Below are 16,737 nucleotides of genomic sequence, written 5' to 3'. Positions count from 1 at the left end.
GTGCCTTTTTTGTTGGAGGAGGGCGGTTTGGCTTAGCTGGCGCTTGCAGCAGGCGTGGGGGTTATCTGTTCAATGAGCCAGACGCCCAGGTCAGATATTGAGTAAGTCACGGGCGCGTTTGTGGCAGAGAACTCAACATTGCCCTCAAGTGCGTTGTTGCTGATGAACGAGTCGTTGAGCAACCCCTTTGAAATGAGATCTGACACACAAGAGGCAATCAGCATGGGGTCCAGATCGCTCGGCAGTAGGTCTTCAATTGCACTTGTGGCGAGTGACAGTTTCCTTCCCACCGAAAACATACCTTTACCGGGTTGTTCTACGTTGAGCTTGTTTGCTTCTGAAAGCACCAGGAAATGAACATCTTCCAGGTCGCGCACCAGACGCAAGGTTTGAGAGGTTGCGTCCCAGTTACTGGTTTTCTGGTGCCAGATATTGGCCAGAATCGAGGCGAAAACGCGGACTTTCTCCTCGCTCCGTGACTCATTGAGCGCGTTGAGTGAGATTCGTAACGCGGGGATGAGGTCTGGTGAATCCGAGGGGGTGGTGCCTAGCGAATATTTTTCAAGCTCGGCAAGGAGCAGGCGGATTTGCCGGAGCTCGAAGTCCACTGCCTTTTTTGACAGATAACGGTCAACAATCCCGAGCCCACTTGCGTTAAGAATCAGGAACAGTGGTGCCCATAGTGGGTGTTCATTCTCGTAAATATGACCCAGTTTCTCACGTAGGTTTGCGTTATCCAGCGTGGATACGTCCATGCGTTTTCTCCCTTGATTGAAGTGTCCCAACCGATGGTTTACACCTGAATTGAGGCCGGCTGCGGTGGTGTCATGGTAATGACAAATCAATCAGGCGTGGCTGATAAACGTTACCGCTATTGCCTGGGCGATAGCGGTTGTGCGGGTATGCCACCGGATGGCGCTTTATATGGAGCGATAAAAAACCATCAGGCGGGTGTCGAGAGCAGCGAGATGCTTGAAGATGCGACTGAGATATGTGGCCCCGTCAAAAAGTGCAAAGCACCCGATTGAACCCTGAAGCGGCCCCTGCGCTCGGCGTATTCGACCTTGTGCGCGACTTCTTCCCGCATGCGAGGCCGATCCATTAAAGCCTGGAAACTACTCAAAGCCCAGGACACGATCCAGGGCCGTCGCATCGAATGGGACGCCAGCTGGAACGACATCGCCGCCGCCTTCCTGACCATAAAGCGCGGCGCCACCACCAGCGGACAGATCACCTACAGCGCCTCCCGTACCGACGCCACCGGCCACGCCGACATCGCCTGGGCGGTGATGCACGCCCTGGCCCACGAAGCCCTCAACGTCCACAAAAAGCGGCGCAGCCGCTGGTCCACCCTCGAAGGCACCCATGAGCGATCCCAGACCCCCGGCCACTCTGCGCAAGGTAAAAACATTCAGCTTCGGCGCGCCCGAATCGGTACTGACCGGCCACCTGGGGGAGTACATGGGCGTGTTCGCCAGCGACGACGGCCAACTCTACACCCCGCCCGTGTCCCGCACGGGGCTGGCCAAACTGCTACGCGCCGACGCCCACCACGGCACCATCCCGCGCTTCAAACGCAACCTTCTGCTGCGTGACTTCATCCCCTCGGCCGGGTGCAGCGCGCGAACCATGGGGCGGGCGGCGTTAGATTTTATGGTGTTTGGCGAGGGGTACTTCCAGCGTAAAACCAATGTGCTGGGGTAGGTGCTGGAGCTGGAACACCTGCCGGCGTTGAACATGCGCAGGAGGGTCGGCGGCGGATTTGTGCTGCTGATGCCGGGTGGCAAGCAGATCGAGTTTGACGAGGACCAGGTAGAGCATGTGATGGACTACGACGTGGAACAGAACATCTACGGTGTGCCCGACTACCTGGGCTGCATGCATGCGCTGTTGCTCAACGAATCAGCCACATTGTTTCGGCGCCGGTATTACAACAATGGGGCGCATGCGGGATTCATCTTCTACACCAATGATCCGAATTTGTCGGAGGCGGACGAGGACCGGATGCAGGCGCAGATCGGGGCGAGCAAGGGCGTGGGGAATTTTCGGTCGTTGTTTGTGAATATTCCGGGGGGAGGGGACAAGGCGATTCAGATCATTCCGGTGGGAGATATTGCGACCAAGGATGAGTTTGAGCGGATCAAGAATATCACTCGTAATGACGTGATTGCGGCGTGGCGGATGAACCCGGCGCTGGCGGGGTGCATGCCGGAGAATGCGGCGGGGTTTGGGGATGTGGAGAAGATTGATCGGGTTTACATGAATAACGAGATACGGCCGATCAGGCAGTTGTTTTTGCAGGTGAATGAACGAATGCGTAGGGATCGTAGAATGGGTTGGGCGATAGTTTAGAGCTCTAGAATCTAATTCGTACATTGACTTTTAGCCATGTCTGGCATGGTCACCGTGGCGCCATCTACGAGGCGCACCGTAGGACCCATCCAGCGCTAGAAGGGTGGCGCGTTGCTGATGATCGTGTTGAGCGCGACAACGATGAAATCTTCATTGCCGGTAGCTCAAGGCTCTAATACTTCGGTTTTTATGGGTTGTCAAAAAAATAGCTATATCCGACAAACAGAATCGGTATAAAAAACTGGTAGTTCTAACAGGTTTCAAAGGATGCATAGCCCATTAGTCTTTTTTGCGAGACATTTAAAAATGACACTTACGATTCATATGCAAACTAACGATCTTGCTAGAAGAGGTGAAAATCATGGGGCAAGTTAATCCAAATGGGACTTATACCGGAGCCGTATATGATCCAGGCGAGCGTAATGCGGCGGACTTGATGATTTACGCGTCAGACCCACAGACTGGTAATATATCCAATGCCCAGTTGAACTATTATGGACTTACTTTCAAGGTTGATGGAACATTCACCTATCAAAATCTTTCCGACGAGAGTCCTGTTTTTTTTAATCTTCGAGCAGAAGTTCAAGGTGGCGAGAATAATCTACTCACTATCACCTTGACATCGCCTGACAGGAGCTACCGGAACTTGGACGGTAAAGTTTATGTCGCGCGCGGTGGGCCGAATGTAGGCAAAACATACGACATTACCTTCCAAAAAGTCTGACCCCAAAGCAACCATTTAGGACTTCTGTATTAAGCCAGATTTATTAAGTTCTCATTAAAAAACCGTCGAGCGACGGTTTTTTTAATGTCGGTAGTTTATATTTTTTTAGTTGGCCTAAGCGTCCAGTCAAACTTTTATGTAACGCTGGTGCGTCGCGTCCGACAATATCGACTTAATCTTCGATGCATTACCGGCAGTGCCGAAGGCTTGATAATGTCTGAAGCAGCCTAGGGGCGTATGGGAAACAGGGGTCAGACCACCATTATTGAAACCATGCTCTGACCCCTATTTTCCCGTAAGGAGCAGCATGGGTGGACTCCCTTTATGTTAAGCGTTGCAAATGGCGATCGTGAAATAGTTGACTTGTTTTTGCGGTACGGTGCGGATGTTAATGTTGTTAATAATTTGGTGCGATCTGCATTAAATTTTGCTAGTCGATACGGACTTCTCGATTTGGTAGAGAAGTTGGTGTTTGCAGGTGCAAATATCAATGGATCCGTCGGGGGATATAATGGCTCACCCCTTATGGCTGCTATAGAAAACAGGCATGAAGATGTTGCCATTTTCTTGATTGATATCGGCGCAGATGTAGGTCTTGTGGGGCCACTAGATAAAGCCGCTTTGCGTTGCGCTGAAGAAAATGAGCTAGGTCAAATAGCTAGCATGATAAGCAATAACTTAAATCGTGGTTAAGGGATGTGAAACGAAAATCGGGGACAGTTCACGACTAATTTAGCGTGGTCTGTCCCAAAATTACGACCAAATTACGCTCGAGGCCTTCAATGCTGCCGCCCGCAGTGAAAAGGGGACGGATTTATTTTCGGATTTTTAGGTTGGGGGGATAGTCGAGACGATACCTGCAGTTTCTGGCTTCCTTATTCCAAACACCATTGCTGCTGATTTTTCCAGTCATTTGGAAATCCCATGAGTCTCAAATAACCCAGTTCCTGCTGATCCATGATTTCGGCCAGACGAAGCTTCCATTGGCTGTCTGGACTGATCAAGTCGGTTAGATAGGCCAGTATCGTCAATACGATGTATAGCCGCTGCTTGGGCTGAGGCCGGTTGGCAGGTGCATTTTGGATGACCCATTCATTGGGTAAGGCTGGTCGAATCGAGAGCTCTCGGTTCCATAGCCGTGAGTGATGGGCGCAGCAATTTCGAATGAAAGTCAGAGTATGTAGCCAGGAGGCCAATACATCGAAGGGCAGATTGAATCTGGCGGCGATAGCTTTCTTATCGGCACTTCTGCCTATGGCACTGAAGAGGGTAGATACCGTCCCAAGGCTGAGTTCTTCCAGGATCGCCCAAGCGGGCGGCAGCTCAGGGTGGGCATAGGTCGCTCCGTAGTATCGGAAGTAGTTATCGCGCATGCGGTTTTCGATCCGCTGTTGCTGGAGCCCATCGGCCTGTCGACCGTTTTTTATGCGCTCAATATCACGTCTGAGTTTGTTGCGCTCTTTATTCAATTGCTCCCGCAGGGGGCGCAACAACTCGAGATGCGCGTATGACGAGGAGAAGACTGACGCGTCAGCTATCCAGTCAGGCCCATATTTAGGGCACATGTGATTGCTTATAGTCGCTCGTATGGCGACTTCGACACGTTCGATGGCATCCATGGTTATGCGTCGCAACGAACCATCGAAGCGGTAGATATCGACAACTGCTTTCAGGGTGCTGCCGGGCTTGAAGGTGTGTTCAGGGTCTGGCTCCTGGAAGGGGCGCATATAGGGGCTCAGGCGAAACAGCGTGACCACTTCGAGAAAACGCATGGCCCGATCATCGTTGGCGACGTGCAGGCCTCGTTGCTTTAGCAGTTCCAATTGCTGTTCTACGCTGAGGGCCGGCTTATCGAAGGGCCTCATGTAGTTTTCTCCAGGCAAAAAAAACCCGCACGATTTGAGCTTGCTGACTGGGTCAACCTAGGCTTGGCGGGTGTGTTGGGGTGCATTATAGGTAGCTGGAGGAGGTCGTCAACTTCATGCTGAAGTGAAATTGTAACGGGTAGGTGTGCAGGCAGATTTGGATGGGCAACCGGACTTGCATAGGGGGCGAAATCTGAAGATCAAAAGATCGCAGCCTTCGGCAACTCCTACAGGGCGGCGGCGGGGTGCTTTTTAGGCGTTGGATTTCTGAATGCCAGAAACAACAAAGCCCTCACATTTCTGTGAGGGCTTCGTCTTATATGGTGCGGCACCAGGAGTCGAATAAAACAATATCTGATTGTTTTTAAAAGACTTTATTGTGATTTTTATCGGATGTACCTCCAAAGTTACCCTTAAGTATATCAAAGAGTATGTGTGATCGTTTGAGGGGAAGTTTTCATGTTCATTTTTTTTGATATGAGAATTTATTTCCGTTTAGGCGGCTCGGCGCTTGGTGGGCATGAGCTGTCGTGCATAAATCGAAAGTGATCCAGATCCTTTCGAGTTGAGGGTGATAGATTTTTTTAGATCGGCATAGGTGCTCGCTTTGTGGTGGCGTTACGCCATCTAGAGGCAGGCTAGACCATCCTGCTCGTTCTGCGAGCACACAAAAGCCTAGTCTATCCTTGGAAGCTAAATGGGGCTGAGGCTAGCCTTGCAATCTGACGGATCTCTCGTCCACAGGCTCCGTCCTTGCGACGGGGCCTGTGCGATGGCAGCCTGATTGACGTGTAGGCAGTTTTCGTACAGAGCCTAGGAGCGGTCTTAGGTCAAAATCTCTGAGTGGAAACCGGTGAGGAAAGCCTGCGATAATAGACTGAGGATTTGAGGGTGACCTCATTACGTCTAAAGCATGTGAAGCTCTCATTTTTAGTTTTTGTAGATAGCAGAGGAAAGACGTTGAATCCATCAGCAGGGCTAGTGAATAGACTATGGAGGATGTGCGCTGTCCTTCGGAAGGATGGAGTAACCTACCAACAGTACGTGACGGAGTTGACGTACCTGTTATTCCTAAAGATGATTCAAGAGACGGGATTGTCCGAAGCTTCACTACCTGCTGGGTATGGATGGCGGGAAATTGTTGACGCCCCTACTGGGAAAAAACTCAAGTTATACAGAGCGACTTTGGACAAGCTGGGTAACCTTAATTCCAATGTGGCTCGTTCAATTATTGATATCTTTACAAAAGCCGAAACGGTCATCCGAGATGAAAAAAATCTCGTTAGTATTTTGGAACAGCTTGATTCAATAAAATGGTTCTCGAAAGATAGAGATAGTTTTGGAGATATTTACGAAGGGTTGCTAGAGAAAAACGCCGAAGAGACGAAACGTGGCGCGGGGCAGTATTTTACTCCTCGAGTTGTTATTGACGTGATTGTCGCATTGATGAAGCCTTCTGTAGGAGAGGTAGTACAAGATCCCGCAGCAGGTACTGGAGGGTTTTTAGTTGCAGCCCAACAACATGCGAGAGCTTTTTCAGGCGGAGACTGCGTTGTAACTGGCATTGAAAATGTTCGTGACACTTACAGACTGCTTCGGATGAATTTATATCTGCACAATAGCAATAGCGATAGCGTTTTTTTAGGTGATACACTTTCTGATGATCATTTAAAACTTTCTAAGTCAGATCTAATACTCACTAATCCACCGTTTGGTCCTTCGGGAGGGCGTCCCTCGCGGAAGGATCTAATCGTTACATCGACAGTATCGAGTTTCGCTTTGCCTTTTGTAGAACACTGCATCAATGCGTTACTGCCTGGTGGTAGAGCTGCTATTGTTGTCCCTGACAGCATTCTATACGAAGATGGACGAGGCCGTGCACTCAGAAAACTTCTCTTGGATACCTGCAATCTTCACACTATTTTACGATTACCTTCGGGTATTTTTTATGCCCAAGGTGTCAAAACTAACGTCCTATTTTTTCAGCGTGGATACGATAGCGAGAACAATACCAAGTCCGTTTGGGTTTACGACTTGCGTACAGATATGCCTGCTTTTGGTAAAACGGTGCCCTTGTCAAAGCATCATTTCGACTCGTTTGCTGAATTTTACGGTGATAATGCAAATGGGAAAGATCGGAGTGACAACGAAAGAGCGAAAAATGATCTGCGCGCCAGGAATTTTACTCGAGAAGAAATTTCCAATCGAGAGGATAATTTAGACATAACTTGGCTCAGAGAAGATGATAGCCGCGATGAGGACAGCATTATAAATCCAGAAGATATACTTGCTGCGATAGTTGGTCATCTTAGTACGGCTCTTACGGAGATAACTGCGCTGGCCGAAGACTTGGATCTCTCGACCGACTTAACAAGGCAGCGTTCCTCTATAAGAACTGAAAAGATATGATGTCGGTTCCTTCAAACTGGGCTCTTGTTACACTACGTGAACTCGGTCATTGGGTGGGTGGCTCAACGCCACAAAAATCAAATCCCGCATTTTGGCACAATGGCACAGTATGCTGGGTTTCTCCTAAAGATATGAAGCATGAGGTAATAGACTCTAGTGAAGATCTAATTACATCGCATGCTGTGGACGTCGGGATAGCAAAAGTTTTGCCCGAGGGTTCGCTGCTAATAGTTACTCGGAGCGGTATATTACAACATACTGTTCCTGTAGCAGTTACTTCGGTTGAGGTTACAATCAATCAGGATATAAAAGCGCTGATACCAGCTCCGGGTGTTAATGCAAAATTTGTTGCGGCGCAGATACGCTGGCGTCAAATTGAACTTCTCGGGCTTTCGGCGAAGGCCGGTACAACAGTAGATAGTTTAGATTTTGAACGGCTAAAAGATTTCAAAATTCTACTCCCATCAACTGATGAGCAGGCGCGAATAGTATCGCGGTTAGAAGAACTTCGCTCTAGGGTGATTCGCTCGCGTTTGGAGCTTAGTTCAATTCCAGAATTGTCACTTCGCATGCGTAGTGCTGCAGCTGATTTAGCTGTTAGCGGGCACCTGTATACAGGGGCTGAGGCCAGTAGTGATTCGGACAGGGTGATAAGTAAAAAAGTTGTAGAGATTATAGCTGAGCCTATGCGGACAGGGCTTTCAATCAAGGGGCAGTCACTACCTCCAGGGTTCAGAGCACTTCGCCTTAGTGCACTCCGGTCTGGAGTTGTAGATCTAAATGATGTTCGTTATCTTCCAATCGATGCTGATAAGGCAGAAAGATTTCTGATCCGGAAGGGAGATATACTAGTAAGTCGAGGAAGTGGTTCTAAGTCGCTAGTCGGTTTGGCCGCTATTGTTCCTGAAGTGTCAGAGGCGACAATTTTTCCGGATACCGCATTTAGAATCCGACTCAATCAAGATTTGGTAAAGCCAGAGTGGTTTGTTTCGATATGGAACTCGTCGATAATTCGATTAGGTCTTGAAGAGCAGAGCAGAACAACAGCCGGTATATGGAAGATCTCAACTCAGATAATATCTTCAGTCACTATAGATATACCTTCTGTTGAAGAACAGCTTGCTGTAATTTCTAAGCTGGATAGCATAAATTCTCGTATTAGCAGAGCACTGGCTAAGTATGAGAGAGCAGTACGCTTGTTGGACAGGTTTGAACAGATTGTCTTTTCAATGGCGTTTAGCGGTAGATTAGTTGAGCCACTAATTTCAGATGGTGAAGTTGCCGAGCTCGTCAGTTCCCTTCAGCGTTTCCTTAATGAACCTCAAAAGCGAAAGCCGAGACAAACACTAATGAAACCCACGTTTGAGCTTTTTTCTGCGCTTATTAAAGATTGGCCAGAGGAAGGATACTCCTTCGAGCAAATTCGGGAAAAGCTCCCCGCCCCTTACGAAGAATTAAAAGAGGTTATATTTCAACATCTCAGCAAAGGTAGCTTTCGCCAAAAATTTGATCAAGAAAACCAAGTCATGAAATTTGTAGAGGTGATTTCATGAAGTTGGTGAGCGTTAATATAGAGCGTTCGGCGGGGAGTGGTGGGCTGCTTAACGGTCTAGATCTGAGCTTAAGGAATGCGGAGTCGGTGGATGTAAGAAAATTCCAGCCGATCTGTTTAATTGGACCAAATGGAGCAGGTAAATCTCAGTTTCTTCAATTAATTGCTGAGTTTTTTCAAGCCGCTTGGCATGCCTGCTCTCCGCTTGAAGAGCGCAGAGAGCTAGATCCTCATTCAGCCTTTAGTATTCAGTACTTTCTTTATACTAAATCAGACAGTGCTCCGTTACTTGTTCAGGTCTCCAGGGCTGTGGCTGAAAAAGGCATAGCGCCTATAGAAGTCAAATCTTTCGATGGAGAAAGTTGGAACGATCACGTCGTTGGCGAGCCGCTCACTGCCGAATTATTGCCACGCCGAATTGTTGCATATACATCTGGCGACAACGAGACTCTCAGTTTACCTTTCTTTGCGAGTCGTGTTGAGTACGCCGAAGAGGTGCACACTCAGGCTCTACCAAGTAATGTCAAGAAGGCTATAGACCCCAAAGAACCTCGGTTGATGCTGATTGACTACAGCACACACTTAGAGGTGTTGGTTGCAAATCTCTTGCTTGGTACCCACGAGCAGAGAGACTATCTTCTAAATTCGGTAGAGTTGAAAGATTTACGCAGCGTACGTTGTGTCATTCAACTCGCACATAAGCCGGTGCGGTCCGGGAGTTCCAGTGCTCGAAAAAGCTCAGCGCGCAAAGGGGTACTGCTTACAAAAGAACTAGAAGAATACATTGAGAATCTACAACGCTGCTCTACCACTTGGAGTTATGAGCCCGATCGTGAAGTATATATATTTGATCTTTGGGTTGATTGTGAAATAAGGAAGGCTTTTGGTTGCTTCTTTAAGTCTGCTTTTAATTTATATCGTGCTCTACACAAACTCGCTCTACTTAATGATTTAGCAATTTCAAGACCTGCACGTCAGAGATTTGAAAATGACGTCAAAAACCGACGTTTTGCATCGCGGCTTCCTGAGCCTCCAGATCAAGATAAGGTTTTTAGATTTGAACAGGTTACGTTTTATCCTTCTGTTGGTGCTCAAATATCAGAGAGTGATAATAGTCCGGTAGACTACGTATCGCTTTCAGATGGCGAACATCAACTGATACAGATGCTTGGGATGTTCGCAATGGTATCCGAGCCGAACGTACTATTCCTGCTAGATGAACCTGAGTCACATTTCAATCCTCGCTGGCGCGTAGAGTTTCTTTCAAAGCTGCTTGAAACTCCCACGCATACCGGAAAGCGCTCAAGTGAGGCGCCATCGGCGTCACAAGAAGTACTTATTACAACGCATGCTCCTTTTTTACCATCGGACATGCCTCGTGAACAGGTGTTGATATTTGAACGTGATGATGATGACAAAGTTAGCCCTAGATGGCCTGATATACAGACTTTTGGAGCAAGCTATGAGGGGATTTTGGAAAGTTGCTTCAAAATTTCTCCTCCTTTGTCTGGGTTGCCACGACGGTTTATTGATGACTTGATGAACTCCAATAATACGAAAGATATAGAAGACGGGCTGACACAACTGGGTTCATCAGTTGAAAAAATACTGCTCGCTGATCATCTCGATAATTTAAAAGAGAGTTGATGTTAGATTGCTATTTCAAATACCGATCGAAGCTGCAGAGGAAAACTGGGTTCATATTTTTCTTAATGATACCCTGCTTTCCGGCTTCAATAAAATTGATGCAAAATTGCAACCTGAATTTTGGACGGATTTAGCTCCGGCAGACAAAATTGCTTTGATTGATAAACGGACACGAACGCGTGATGCAATATGTAACGTGCTGGACTCATACTCAAATTTAGCCTCTGCTGACCGAATGTTGGTCCGCCAAGCACTTACCGATCAGGGTCGACTTGAAGACTTATTTCTTGGTCAACATGCTGCTGTGTCTCGAGATTTATTACCTGTAGACATCATTCCCAGTTTGCAGGAAATGGGCGATGCTGTGTTCGAGTTATTGACTAATATAGGCATAAGGAATAGAAGTTATAAAATTTTCTTTGATAAAATTCCTGGAAAGCTTTGTCCTTTTTGTGGCTATGAGTCTATAGATGGTCCGAATCTGAAGGTTGAAGATTGGGATCATTATATTCCAAAAAGTTTATATCCATTTGCTAGCGCTAATTTAAAAAACCTTTCGCCTATGGGTATGAGTTGTAATCGAAGTTACAAAAAAGCTAAAGATACATTAAGAAGTAATGGCGGGCTGCGGCGCAGATGCTTTAATCCGTTTACGGATACTCCTCCAGTCGTGCATGTGAAGTCTAGTCCACTCTTTGCTAGGAAATACTCACTTCCTGATTGGCAAATATCCATTGTCGGAGCAGACCCAGATGCATGTGAAACTTGGGATTCCGTATTTCAATTAAAAAATCGCTGGTCGGAGCAGTTAGACGGTTTTCATCGGACGTGTATTAGTTTTTTTGGACGGAGCACCCGTAAAAGCGCGGACTTGTCTCGCCAAGGCATTATTAAACGTCTAGAAGAACTGGCAAACGGTCACCGCGAAGAAATGGCAGCAGGTTCTTTTCTTAAGTTTGCTATATATGAGCTTTGGTTGGACCGTTGTTCAGTTATTGGAGGGGAGGGTGATCGGCTCATTAAGGTACTTACTAGGGCTGTGGAGGAGTTCGGGTTGCCTTGATTACCTTTTGATGGACTATGAATGACGGCATTGTGTGAGTTGCTGCGGGTCATTCAGTAGTGGAATCGCCACGATTGCCCTAATCGAAGAGTCAGCAGATGTATGGTCAGCAAATAGTAATAACGCGTTGAATCAGAGCGCTGGTTCATGTGCTGTTTTAGAAACCAGTCGAGATGCTTTCGTTGCCAAGTCCATGGATTATCTCGGTGCCAGCGATTAGAAATTGCTACTTGAATCACTTTTGCCTGTCGTAGGTGACGTATACGTGTGGTGCGCGCCCCGGTCAGGGCGCTCGCTAGAAACAGTTCCATATCGAATGACTTGCTCAAGCTTGACCACCAATGTAAGCCGATACCACGTCGATACGACCGTGCCCCAATTCATAGCTGATTTGTGCTCGTGCTTCCCGATCGAGGTGTCGGTCGAGCTGGTAGCAACGGCCACCGTTGATGGGGGCAGGATGCTGGGTAATTTGCTCATAGCGTTCGCATGCATAGGTTGCCCGCAGTTCGTGGAAGCCCTTGAGGTTGTGCGTATGGAGAATCTCCCGTGCGGGGCGAACGATTACCTGTTGGAAATCGAGGTAGCTTTCATTTGCTGCAAGCAAGTTGCGGCTACCATCAGGCGAGACTTGAAGGGCGAATGCCAGTGCGTCGCGCATGTGCTCATCCACCGTTATCCACCGAGGGGCTGAGGCTCCCGAGCGGCCACCTTTGGTGCCGTCCTGGATGTTGATCCTCCCGAGTTGCTCGACTTCCCGTTGCAGTCGAGGAAGGTCGGCCAAAATGGCCTCGCGCAAGCGCATTCCGGCGGCTCGCGCCAAGTGCACGATGGCGGCAGCGCGTTGCATTTGGTGTTCGCAGAGTATGTCGACGATCCGTTTCACATGTTCGCGATCTTGGCCTTGCGGCACCGATTGACGAACACTGGTGCGCCGCATTCCCAACGCCTTGCCTGGACTCACGACCCTCACATACTGATCACCGCGAAGCGCAGCCATGGTCCGGTTCACGCTGGACAATCGGTTTTGCGCGGTGGCGATGCCTATAGCGCTTCTTTCAACTTGCTGACGTAGATATCCGGCGTAGTCCAGCAAGGTCTGCCGATCAATCTGGCGCGCATCGTTAAACCCCGGCCCATCCTCCGACCGACACCAACGAACAAACGCCTGCCAGCGATCACTGTGCGCCTTGACCGTGCCGTAATGTCCGCCGCCAAATATATCTTTCAGCGCTTGCGGCCCGGCATAGCTCATTTGTCGACCATAGCCAAAGTTGCGCCCATCCCGTTTACCGACCAACGCCATGATCAAACTCCTCTTGAAGCCAAACCGTTTGAAGTCTTTCCCCACGTCATCCCGCCAAGAATGTTGAGTGTTATCAGGGATCAAGGCCCCTGCGACCTGTGAGGTTGTCCATTAACGCGGGACTGACGGCTCCTTACGACCGGGAGCTTGGGCATCTCATGATCTGGCCTCCTGAACACTTCTAAGAAAGTGGGCGGGTGGAGGCTGCGCTGGCTGACGAGACCGGCGCCGCGAGATCCTGAGTCAGGTAAAAGCAGTGAAGCGATGACTGGGGCATGCCTGACTGTCAGTCAGGTGCAGTCCATTCCTTGGGCTGCGGCACCATCATCTGCATCGCTGTTGCTAGTGGCTTCGGTGTTTGTCACGCCGATTGTCACGAGGGGGAATGCCGCAAAGCCTTGTACGAGTTGGGCTGCAGCAGCGGTAGGAGCGCCCGTCTCTTTCCGGGAGAAAGAGACGGGCGCAGGTTGGCGCAATGAAATGGCCAAGCGGATAGGTTGCTGCAGGGGAGCTATGAAAGAGTATGAGTTGCCGCAGTGGGCACACTGATAAAAGTAGGCATCCATCACATCACTGTGACCGTGCGAGCCGCCGGACGCTAATCGCACTTTGGGTGAACCGCCACGGTGTGGCGTAGCCTTAAAGGTTCTGGCTACCTGGGTTGCTGTCAACGACAGCGCTTTGCCCGATCTTTTCTACGCCTGTGGATAATTTGGGTCAAGGCTCGAATTTTCGGGAGTTCTGCGGCTGTGGATGAAATTATCCACCGGTGGAAATCAGTGGTTTTCCACAGACAGTTGCGTGGGCTTTATATTTTTTTTAGTGAGGTCCATCCAAGCAGGGCGGCTTTGCAGCCCTGTTTGGATGGACCCGCGTGGACAAGCGGATCACTGAGATATGAAGACCGAGCGCTTACTCGGTTGCGCCACGTTTTGCTTTTAGGCGAGTAACGTTCGCTCCGGTCTGGTTCGCGAATTCATGTGGAGTGACGTGCTCCTGCCGGTTGGCCTCCAGATACCGGCTCCACCAGTTCATGATCAGCCTACGCTCCTCGATGAACTCTGCCTTGTGAATGTAAGCGGCGCGGACGTTGTTGCGTTCCTTGTGGCTCATCTGTCTTTCAATGGCGGTCTCGGACCACAGTCCAGATTCAATCAGCGCACTACAGGCCATTGAGCGAAAGCCATGGCCGCAGATTTCAGTTTTGGTGTCGTAGCCCATCTTTCTGAGTGCGCTGTTCACCGTGTTTTCAGACATGGGCTTCCAGGGCTTGGCATCGCCTGCAAACACCAAGTCGAATTTACCTGTGAGCGTATGGATTTGTTCGAGTAGCGTCACCGCTTGCGGCGATAAGGGTACAAGATGGATATCCCCTGCCATCTTCGTACCCCTTGTGGAAAAGGGTACTCCCTCCAACGCTGCCCGAGTGTCCGGGATTTCCCAGACGCCGCGCTTGAGGTCGAACTCACTCCAGCGGGCGAAACGCAGCTCGCTGGATCGTACAAACACATGTAGCGATAGCATCACCGTCAGACGGGTAAGTGCGCGGCCTTTATAGGTGTCGATCCGCTCCTGCAGTTCCGGCAGTCGCGATAAGGGTAGAGCGGGGCGATGTACCACCCGCGGGGCTTTGATCAAGCCTTCGAGGTCGTAGGCAGGGTTTGCGGTGATAAGTCGGAGGCGTTTTGCCTCGCGCATGATGCTCTGTAGGTAGTTTTGTACCCTTAAAGCAACGTCTATCGTTCCGCGCTTCTTGATCGCTTCCAAGGGCTGCATGAGGTCATGGGTGTCGAGGTCGACAATGGCGCGGGCGCCGATTAGCGGGAATACGTGGGTTTTGAGGCGGCTCATCACAGTCTTGGAGTGGCCTGGTGCCCACTTGGCCGACATTTCCGTGTGCCAGTCCAGCGCAACGCTTTCAAAGGTTCTGCCTTTGATTATGGCTTCCGCCTTGGCTTGGTGCTTGGTCTCTATAGGATCAACGCCATCCGCCAGCATTCGCTTAACTTCCAAGCGCTTGCGGCGCGCATCGGCGAGGCCAATGACGGGGTAGTTGCCGAACGAGGTCAGTCCTTCGCGTCCGTCAGGTTTGACGTAACGGAGCCGCCAGCCTTTTCGGCCATTGGGTTGGACTAGGAGGTAGAGGCCGTCGCCGTCGAAAAGCTTGTAGGCGCGGTCTGTAGGTTTTGCCAAGCGGCAAGCTGCGTCGGAGAGCGGAGCTGTGGTGCGCGACATAAGGGTACTCCCTTTTATCGAAGTGACCTGTATCCCAAACTCTACCCTTAAAACGGTTGGAATCCACCAGTTTCTGACGGAAACCGATGGAACGCTAAAACGAAAAAACCCGCCAGAAGGCGGGTTTTTCGGGGGTTTCAGAGATTTTGAAAGCCTTCTCTGGAACCTTGTATGGTGCCGGCACCAGGAGTCGAACCCGGGACCTACTGATTACAAGTCAGTTGCTCTACCAACTGAGCTATACCGGCGTGTTAGGGCCACGATTATAGCGATTGGCAAGGTTCTGTAAACCCCTGAATTCTGACTATTTTTGCAGAACCCACGCTTTTTCCACGCTCGCCCCTTTTTCCAGCTGGTGAGTGTAGGATTTCTCCCTTGCCACCGTAGGGTCTACCCCGGCAAAAATCTTCTCCAAACCCAAGGAAGCCCCACGTGAAACGGACTCTCTCGCTGTCCCTCATCCTCCTCACTGCCGCGCTCGGCGCGTGTTCGTCCAACAAGCCTGGCAACGATCCCGCGCTGGTGGGCACCTGGAAAGGTCTGCGCACCGAGACCGGTAAATGTCAGTTCCTGTCGTGGACCAACACCCTCAAGCCCGACGGTCGTTTTGTGATTACCTTCTACCGCGATGCACAGCAGACCAAGGTGATCCAGACCGAGCAGGGTTCGTGGTCGGCGGCCAATGGCAGGAATGAGTTGCGTACCGACGGCGTGCGTTCGCCGGATGTGTACACCTATAAGCTGCTGGACGCAGACACGGTGCATTACGTGAGTGTGGCGTCGGACCCGACCAGCGATTGCCAGGATGACTACGCGTTCACCGAGCGTCGTGTGCGCTAAGCCTTCAGAAACGCTCCGAAACCGGGCACTCAGGTGCCCGGTTCGCGCAAGCCTCAACTGCCTTCTGCGCAGTTATCTGCGAACTTTTTGTAGTCCAATACCTGCTTCTGCCCGTGGGAATCCAGGTAGGTCATGTGCGCATTCACGATCCCACACGCTCCGTTTGTGTCTTCGACAGTGGTCAGCACGCGCTGGATATCCAGCTTGGGCTGTACGTCGGCGTGGGCGTTGACGGCAAAAGCCAGCAGGCTGACGGCGATCAAGGTGTTCCAGTTCATGGTGAGTATCCTCCGGGTTCAACAAGTGGGTGTGGGCTTATTGAGCGCCCTGGAGGTATCTGCACTGTGTCATGCGGCGCGGGTTTTGCTTCGTTGTGTAGCGAGGCCGTGACTGCATACACAGCGATACACGGGCGGTGGCTTTATGGACCATTTGGATCGACCGCTCAGCCGGTTTTCCCTTGAATACAGGTGCGGTTTCCGTATTCTGTGCCGCGATATAAACCGTCAGTTTTATCGCGGTTCCTTGTAGGCAAATTTCCGAGACAATGTAGGGCAATTGAAAATCTGTTGAAGCGTATGTCAGTTTTGTGCCGTTTTTGTCCACTCGGCCAACTTTTTTTGCGAAATAATGATGCAAGTTGATGTTCTTACAGCGAATGGCTTTTTCTCCAAAAAACAGTCATAAAAATGGCGTTATGCCGTTCGTCGGATAGATTTGAACTAAAATCATCAAAATACTGAC

General features: G+C 50.0%; 13 protein-coding genes, 1 tRNA gene and 4 pseudogenes. 10 read left to right on the top strand and 8 right to left on the bottom strand.

The window, feature by feature from the left end; genetic code table 11:
• Nucleotides 1–32: 32 nt before the first annotated feature.
• Nucleotides 33–755, bottom strand: coding sequence for a hypothetical protein (locus BMX59_RS11945; RefSeq protein ID WP_071492453.1), 723 nt, complete (start codon nucleotides 753–755; stop codon nucleotides 33–35).
• A 296-nt stretch (nucleotides 756–1,051) separates the two neighbouring features.
• On the opposite strand from BMX59_RS11945, the pseudogene BMX59_RS30455 reads away from it, so the two are divergent.
• From BMX59_RS30455 to BMX59_RS30110, 3 genes and pseudogenes are all read left to right on the top strand, one after another.
• A pseudogene (locus tag BMX59_RS30455) lies at nucleotides 1,052–1,595 on the top strand (terminase); the annotation flags it as partial.
• Nucleotides 1,507–2,352, top strand: a pseudogene (locus BMX59_RS11935) (phage portal protein). The pseudogenes BMX59_RS30455 and BMX59_RS11935, both read left to right, overlap by 89 nt.
• 361 nt (nucleotides 2,353–2,713) lie before the next feature.
• The gene (locus tag BMX59_RS30110) at nucleotides 2,714–3,076 is read left to right on the top strand and encodes a hypothetical protein (protein WP_139212867.1); all 363 of its coding nucleotides are present in this window, start codon (nucleotides 2,714–2,716) and stop codon (nucleotides 3,074–3,076) included.
• 126 nt (nucleotides 3,077–3,202) lie between these two features.
• Here the strand turns inward: BMX59_RS30110 and BMX59_RS30730 are convergent.
• A pseudogene (locus tag BMX59_RS30730) lies at nucleotides 3,203–3,301 on the bottom strand (fructose-bisphosphate aldolase); the annotation flags it as partial.
• A 90-nt stretch (nucleotides 3,302–3,391) separates the two neighbouring features.
• On the opposite strand from BMX59_RS30730, the pseudogene BMX59_RS31075 reads away from it, so the two are divergent.
• Nucleotides 3,392–3,556: pseudogene (locus BMX59_RS31075) on the top strand (ankyrin repeat domain-containing protein); the annotation flags it as partial.
• A gap of 45 nt (nucleotides 3,557–3,601) precedes the next feature.
• Nucleotides 3,602–3,769, top strand: a complete 168-nt coding sequence (locus BMX59_RS31070; RefSeq protein WP_371914371.1) for a hypothetical protein — start codon at nucleotides 3,602–3,604, stop codon at nucleotides 3,767–3,769.
• 182 nt (nucleotides 3,770–3,951) lie between these two features.
• On the opposite strand, the gene BMX59_RS11925 is transcribed toward BMX59_RS31070, so the two are convergent.
• Nucleotides 3,952–4,941, bottom strand: a complete 990-nt coding sequence (locus BMX59_RS11925) for an Abi family protein (RefSeq protein ID WP_069075042.1) — start codon at nucleotides 4,939–4,941, stop codon at nucleotides 3,952–3,954.
• A gap of 1,095 nt (nucleotides 4,942–6,036) precedes the next feature.
• On the opposite strand from BMX59_RS11925, the gene BMX59_RS11920 reads away from it, so the two are divergent.
• From BMX59_RS11920 to BMX59_RS30105, 4 genes are read left to right on the top strand one after another with little or no spacing between them, the layout of a single operon-like run.
• On the top strand, nucleotides 6,037–7,350 hold the full coding sequence (locus BMX59_RS11920; RefSeq protein WP_218189804.1) for an HsdM family class I SAM-dependent methyltransferase: 1,314 nt from the start codon (nucleotides 6,037–6,039) through the stop codon (nucleotides 7,348–7,350).
• Entirely contained in the window at nucleotides 7,347–8,903 is a 1,557-nt protein-coding gene (locus BMX59_RS11915; RefSeq protein WP_093121563.1) for a restriction endonuclease subunit S, read from the top strand. The genes BMX59_RS11920 and BMX59_RS11915 overlap by 4 nt, the downstream gene beginning before the upstream one ends.
• On the top strand, nucleotides 8,900–10,549 hold the full coding sequence (locus tag BMX59_RS11910) for a restriction system-associated AAA family ATPase (RefSeq protein WP_093121560.1): 1,650 nt from the start codon (nucleotides 8,900–8,902) through the stop codon (nucleotides 10,547–10,549). The genes BMX59_RS11915 and BMX59_RS11910 overlap by 4 nt, the downstream gene beginning before the upstream one ends.
• A 7-nt stretch (nucleotides 10,550–10,556) precedes the next feature.
• Nucleotides 10,557–11,612 (top strand): hypothetical protein, encoded by a 1,056-nt coding sequence (locus BMX59_RS30105; RefSeq protein ID WP_139212866.1) that lies wholly within the window; start codon nucleotides 10,557–10,559, stop codon nucleotides 11,610–11,612.
• Nucleotides 11,613–11,665: 53 nt separating this feature from the next.
• On the opposite strand, the gene BMX59_RS30725 is transcribed toward BMX59_RS30105, so the two are convergent.
• The 4 genes from BMX59_RS30725 to BMX59_RS11885 all read right to left on the bottom strand — a co-directional run bounded on the left by BMX59_RS30725 (nucleotide 11,666) and on the right by BMX59_RS11885 (nucleotide 15,401).
• Nucleotides 11,666–11,941 (bottom strand): hypothetical protein, encoded by a 276-nt coding sequence (locus BMX59_RS30725; RefSeq protein ID WP_093121556.1) that lies wholly within the window; start codon nucleotides 11,939–11,941, stop codon nucleotides 11,666–11,668.
• Complete coding sequence (locus BMX59_RS11900) at nucleotides 11,938–12,918, bottom strand: integrase domain-containing protein (protein WP_093121552.1); 981 nt, start codon at nucleotides 12,916–12,918, stop codon at nucleotides 11,938–11,940. The genes BMX59_RS30725 and BMX59_RS11900 overlap by 4 nt, the downstream gene beginning before the upstream one ends.
• Nucleotides 12,919–13,830: 912 nt before the next feature.
• On the bottom strand, nucleotides 13,831–15,153 hold the full coding sequence (locus BMX59_RS11890) for a tyrosine-type recombinase/integrase (protein ID WP_093121545.1): 1,323 nt from the start codon (nucleotides 15,151–15,153) through the stop codon (nucleotides 13,831–13,833).
• 172 nt (nucleotides 15,154–15,325) lie between these two features.
• Nucleotides 15,326–15,401 (bottom strand) — tRNA-Thr (locus tag BMX59_RS11885).
• A 184-nt stretch (nucleotides 15,402–15,585) separates the two neighbouring features.
• On the opposite strand from BMX59_RS11885, the gene BMX59_RS11880 reads away from it, so the two are divergent.
• Nucleotides 15,586–15,993: a hypothetical protein gene (locus tag BMX59_RS11880; protein ID WP_093121541.1), complete on the top strand. Its 408-nt coding sequence runs from the start codon at nucleotides 15,586–15,588 to the stop codon at nucleotides 15,991–15,993.
• 53 nt (nucleotides 15,994–16,046) lie between these two features.
• Here BMX59_RS11880 and BMX59_RS11875 read toward each other — a convergent pair whose 3' ends face one another.
• Nucleotides 16,047–16,271, bottom strand: coding sequence for a DUF2790 domain-containing protein (locus BMX59_RS11875; RefSeq protein ID WP_093121538.1), 225 nt, complete (start codon nucleotides 16,269–16,271; stop codon nucleotides 16,047–16,049).
• Nucleotides 16,272–16,737: the final 466 nt, after the last annotated feature.

Source organism: Pseudomonas sp. NFR09, assembly GCF_900111535.1.
GTDB lineage: Bacteria > Pseudomonadota > Gammaproteobacteria > Pseudomonadales > Pseudomonadaceae > Aquipseudomonas > Aquipseudomonas extremorientalis.
Note: the sequence above shows the minus strand (reverse complement) of the source record. Positions and strands in the feature narration are given on the sequence as shown.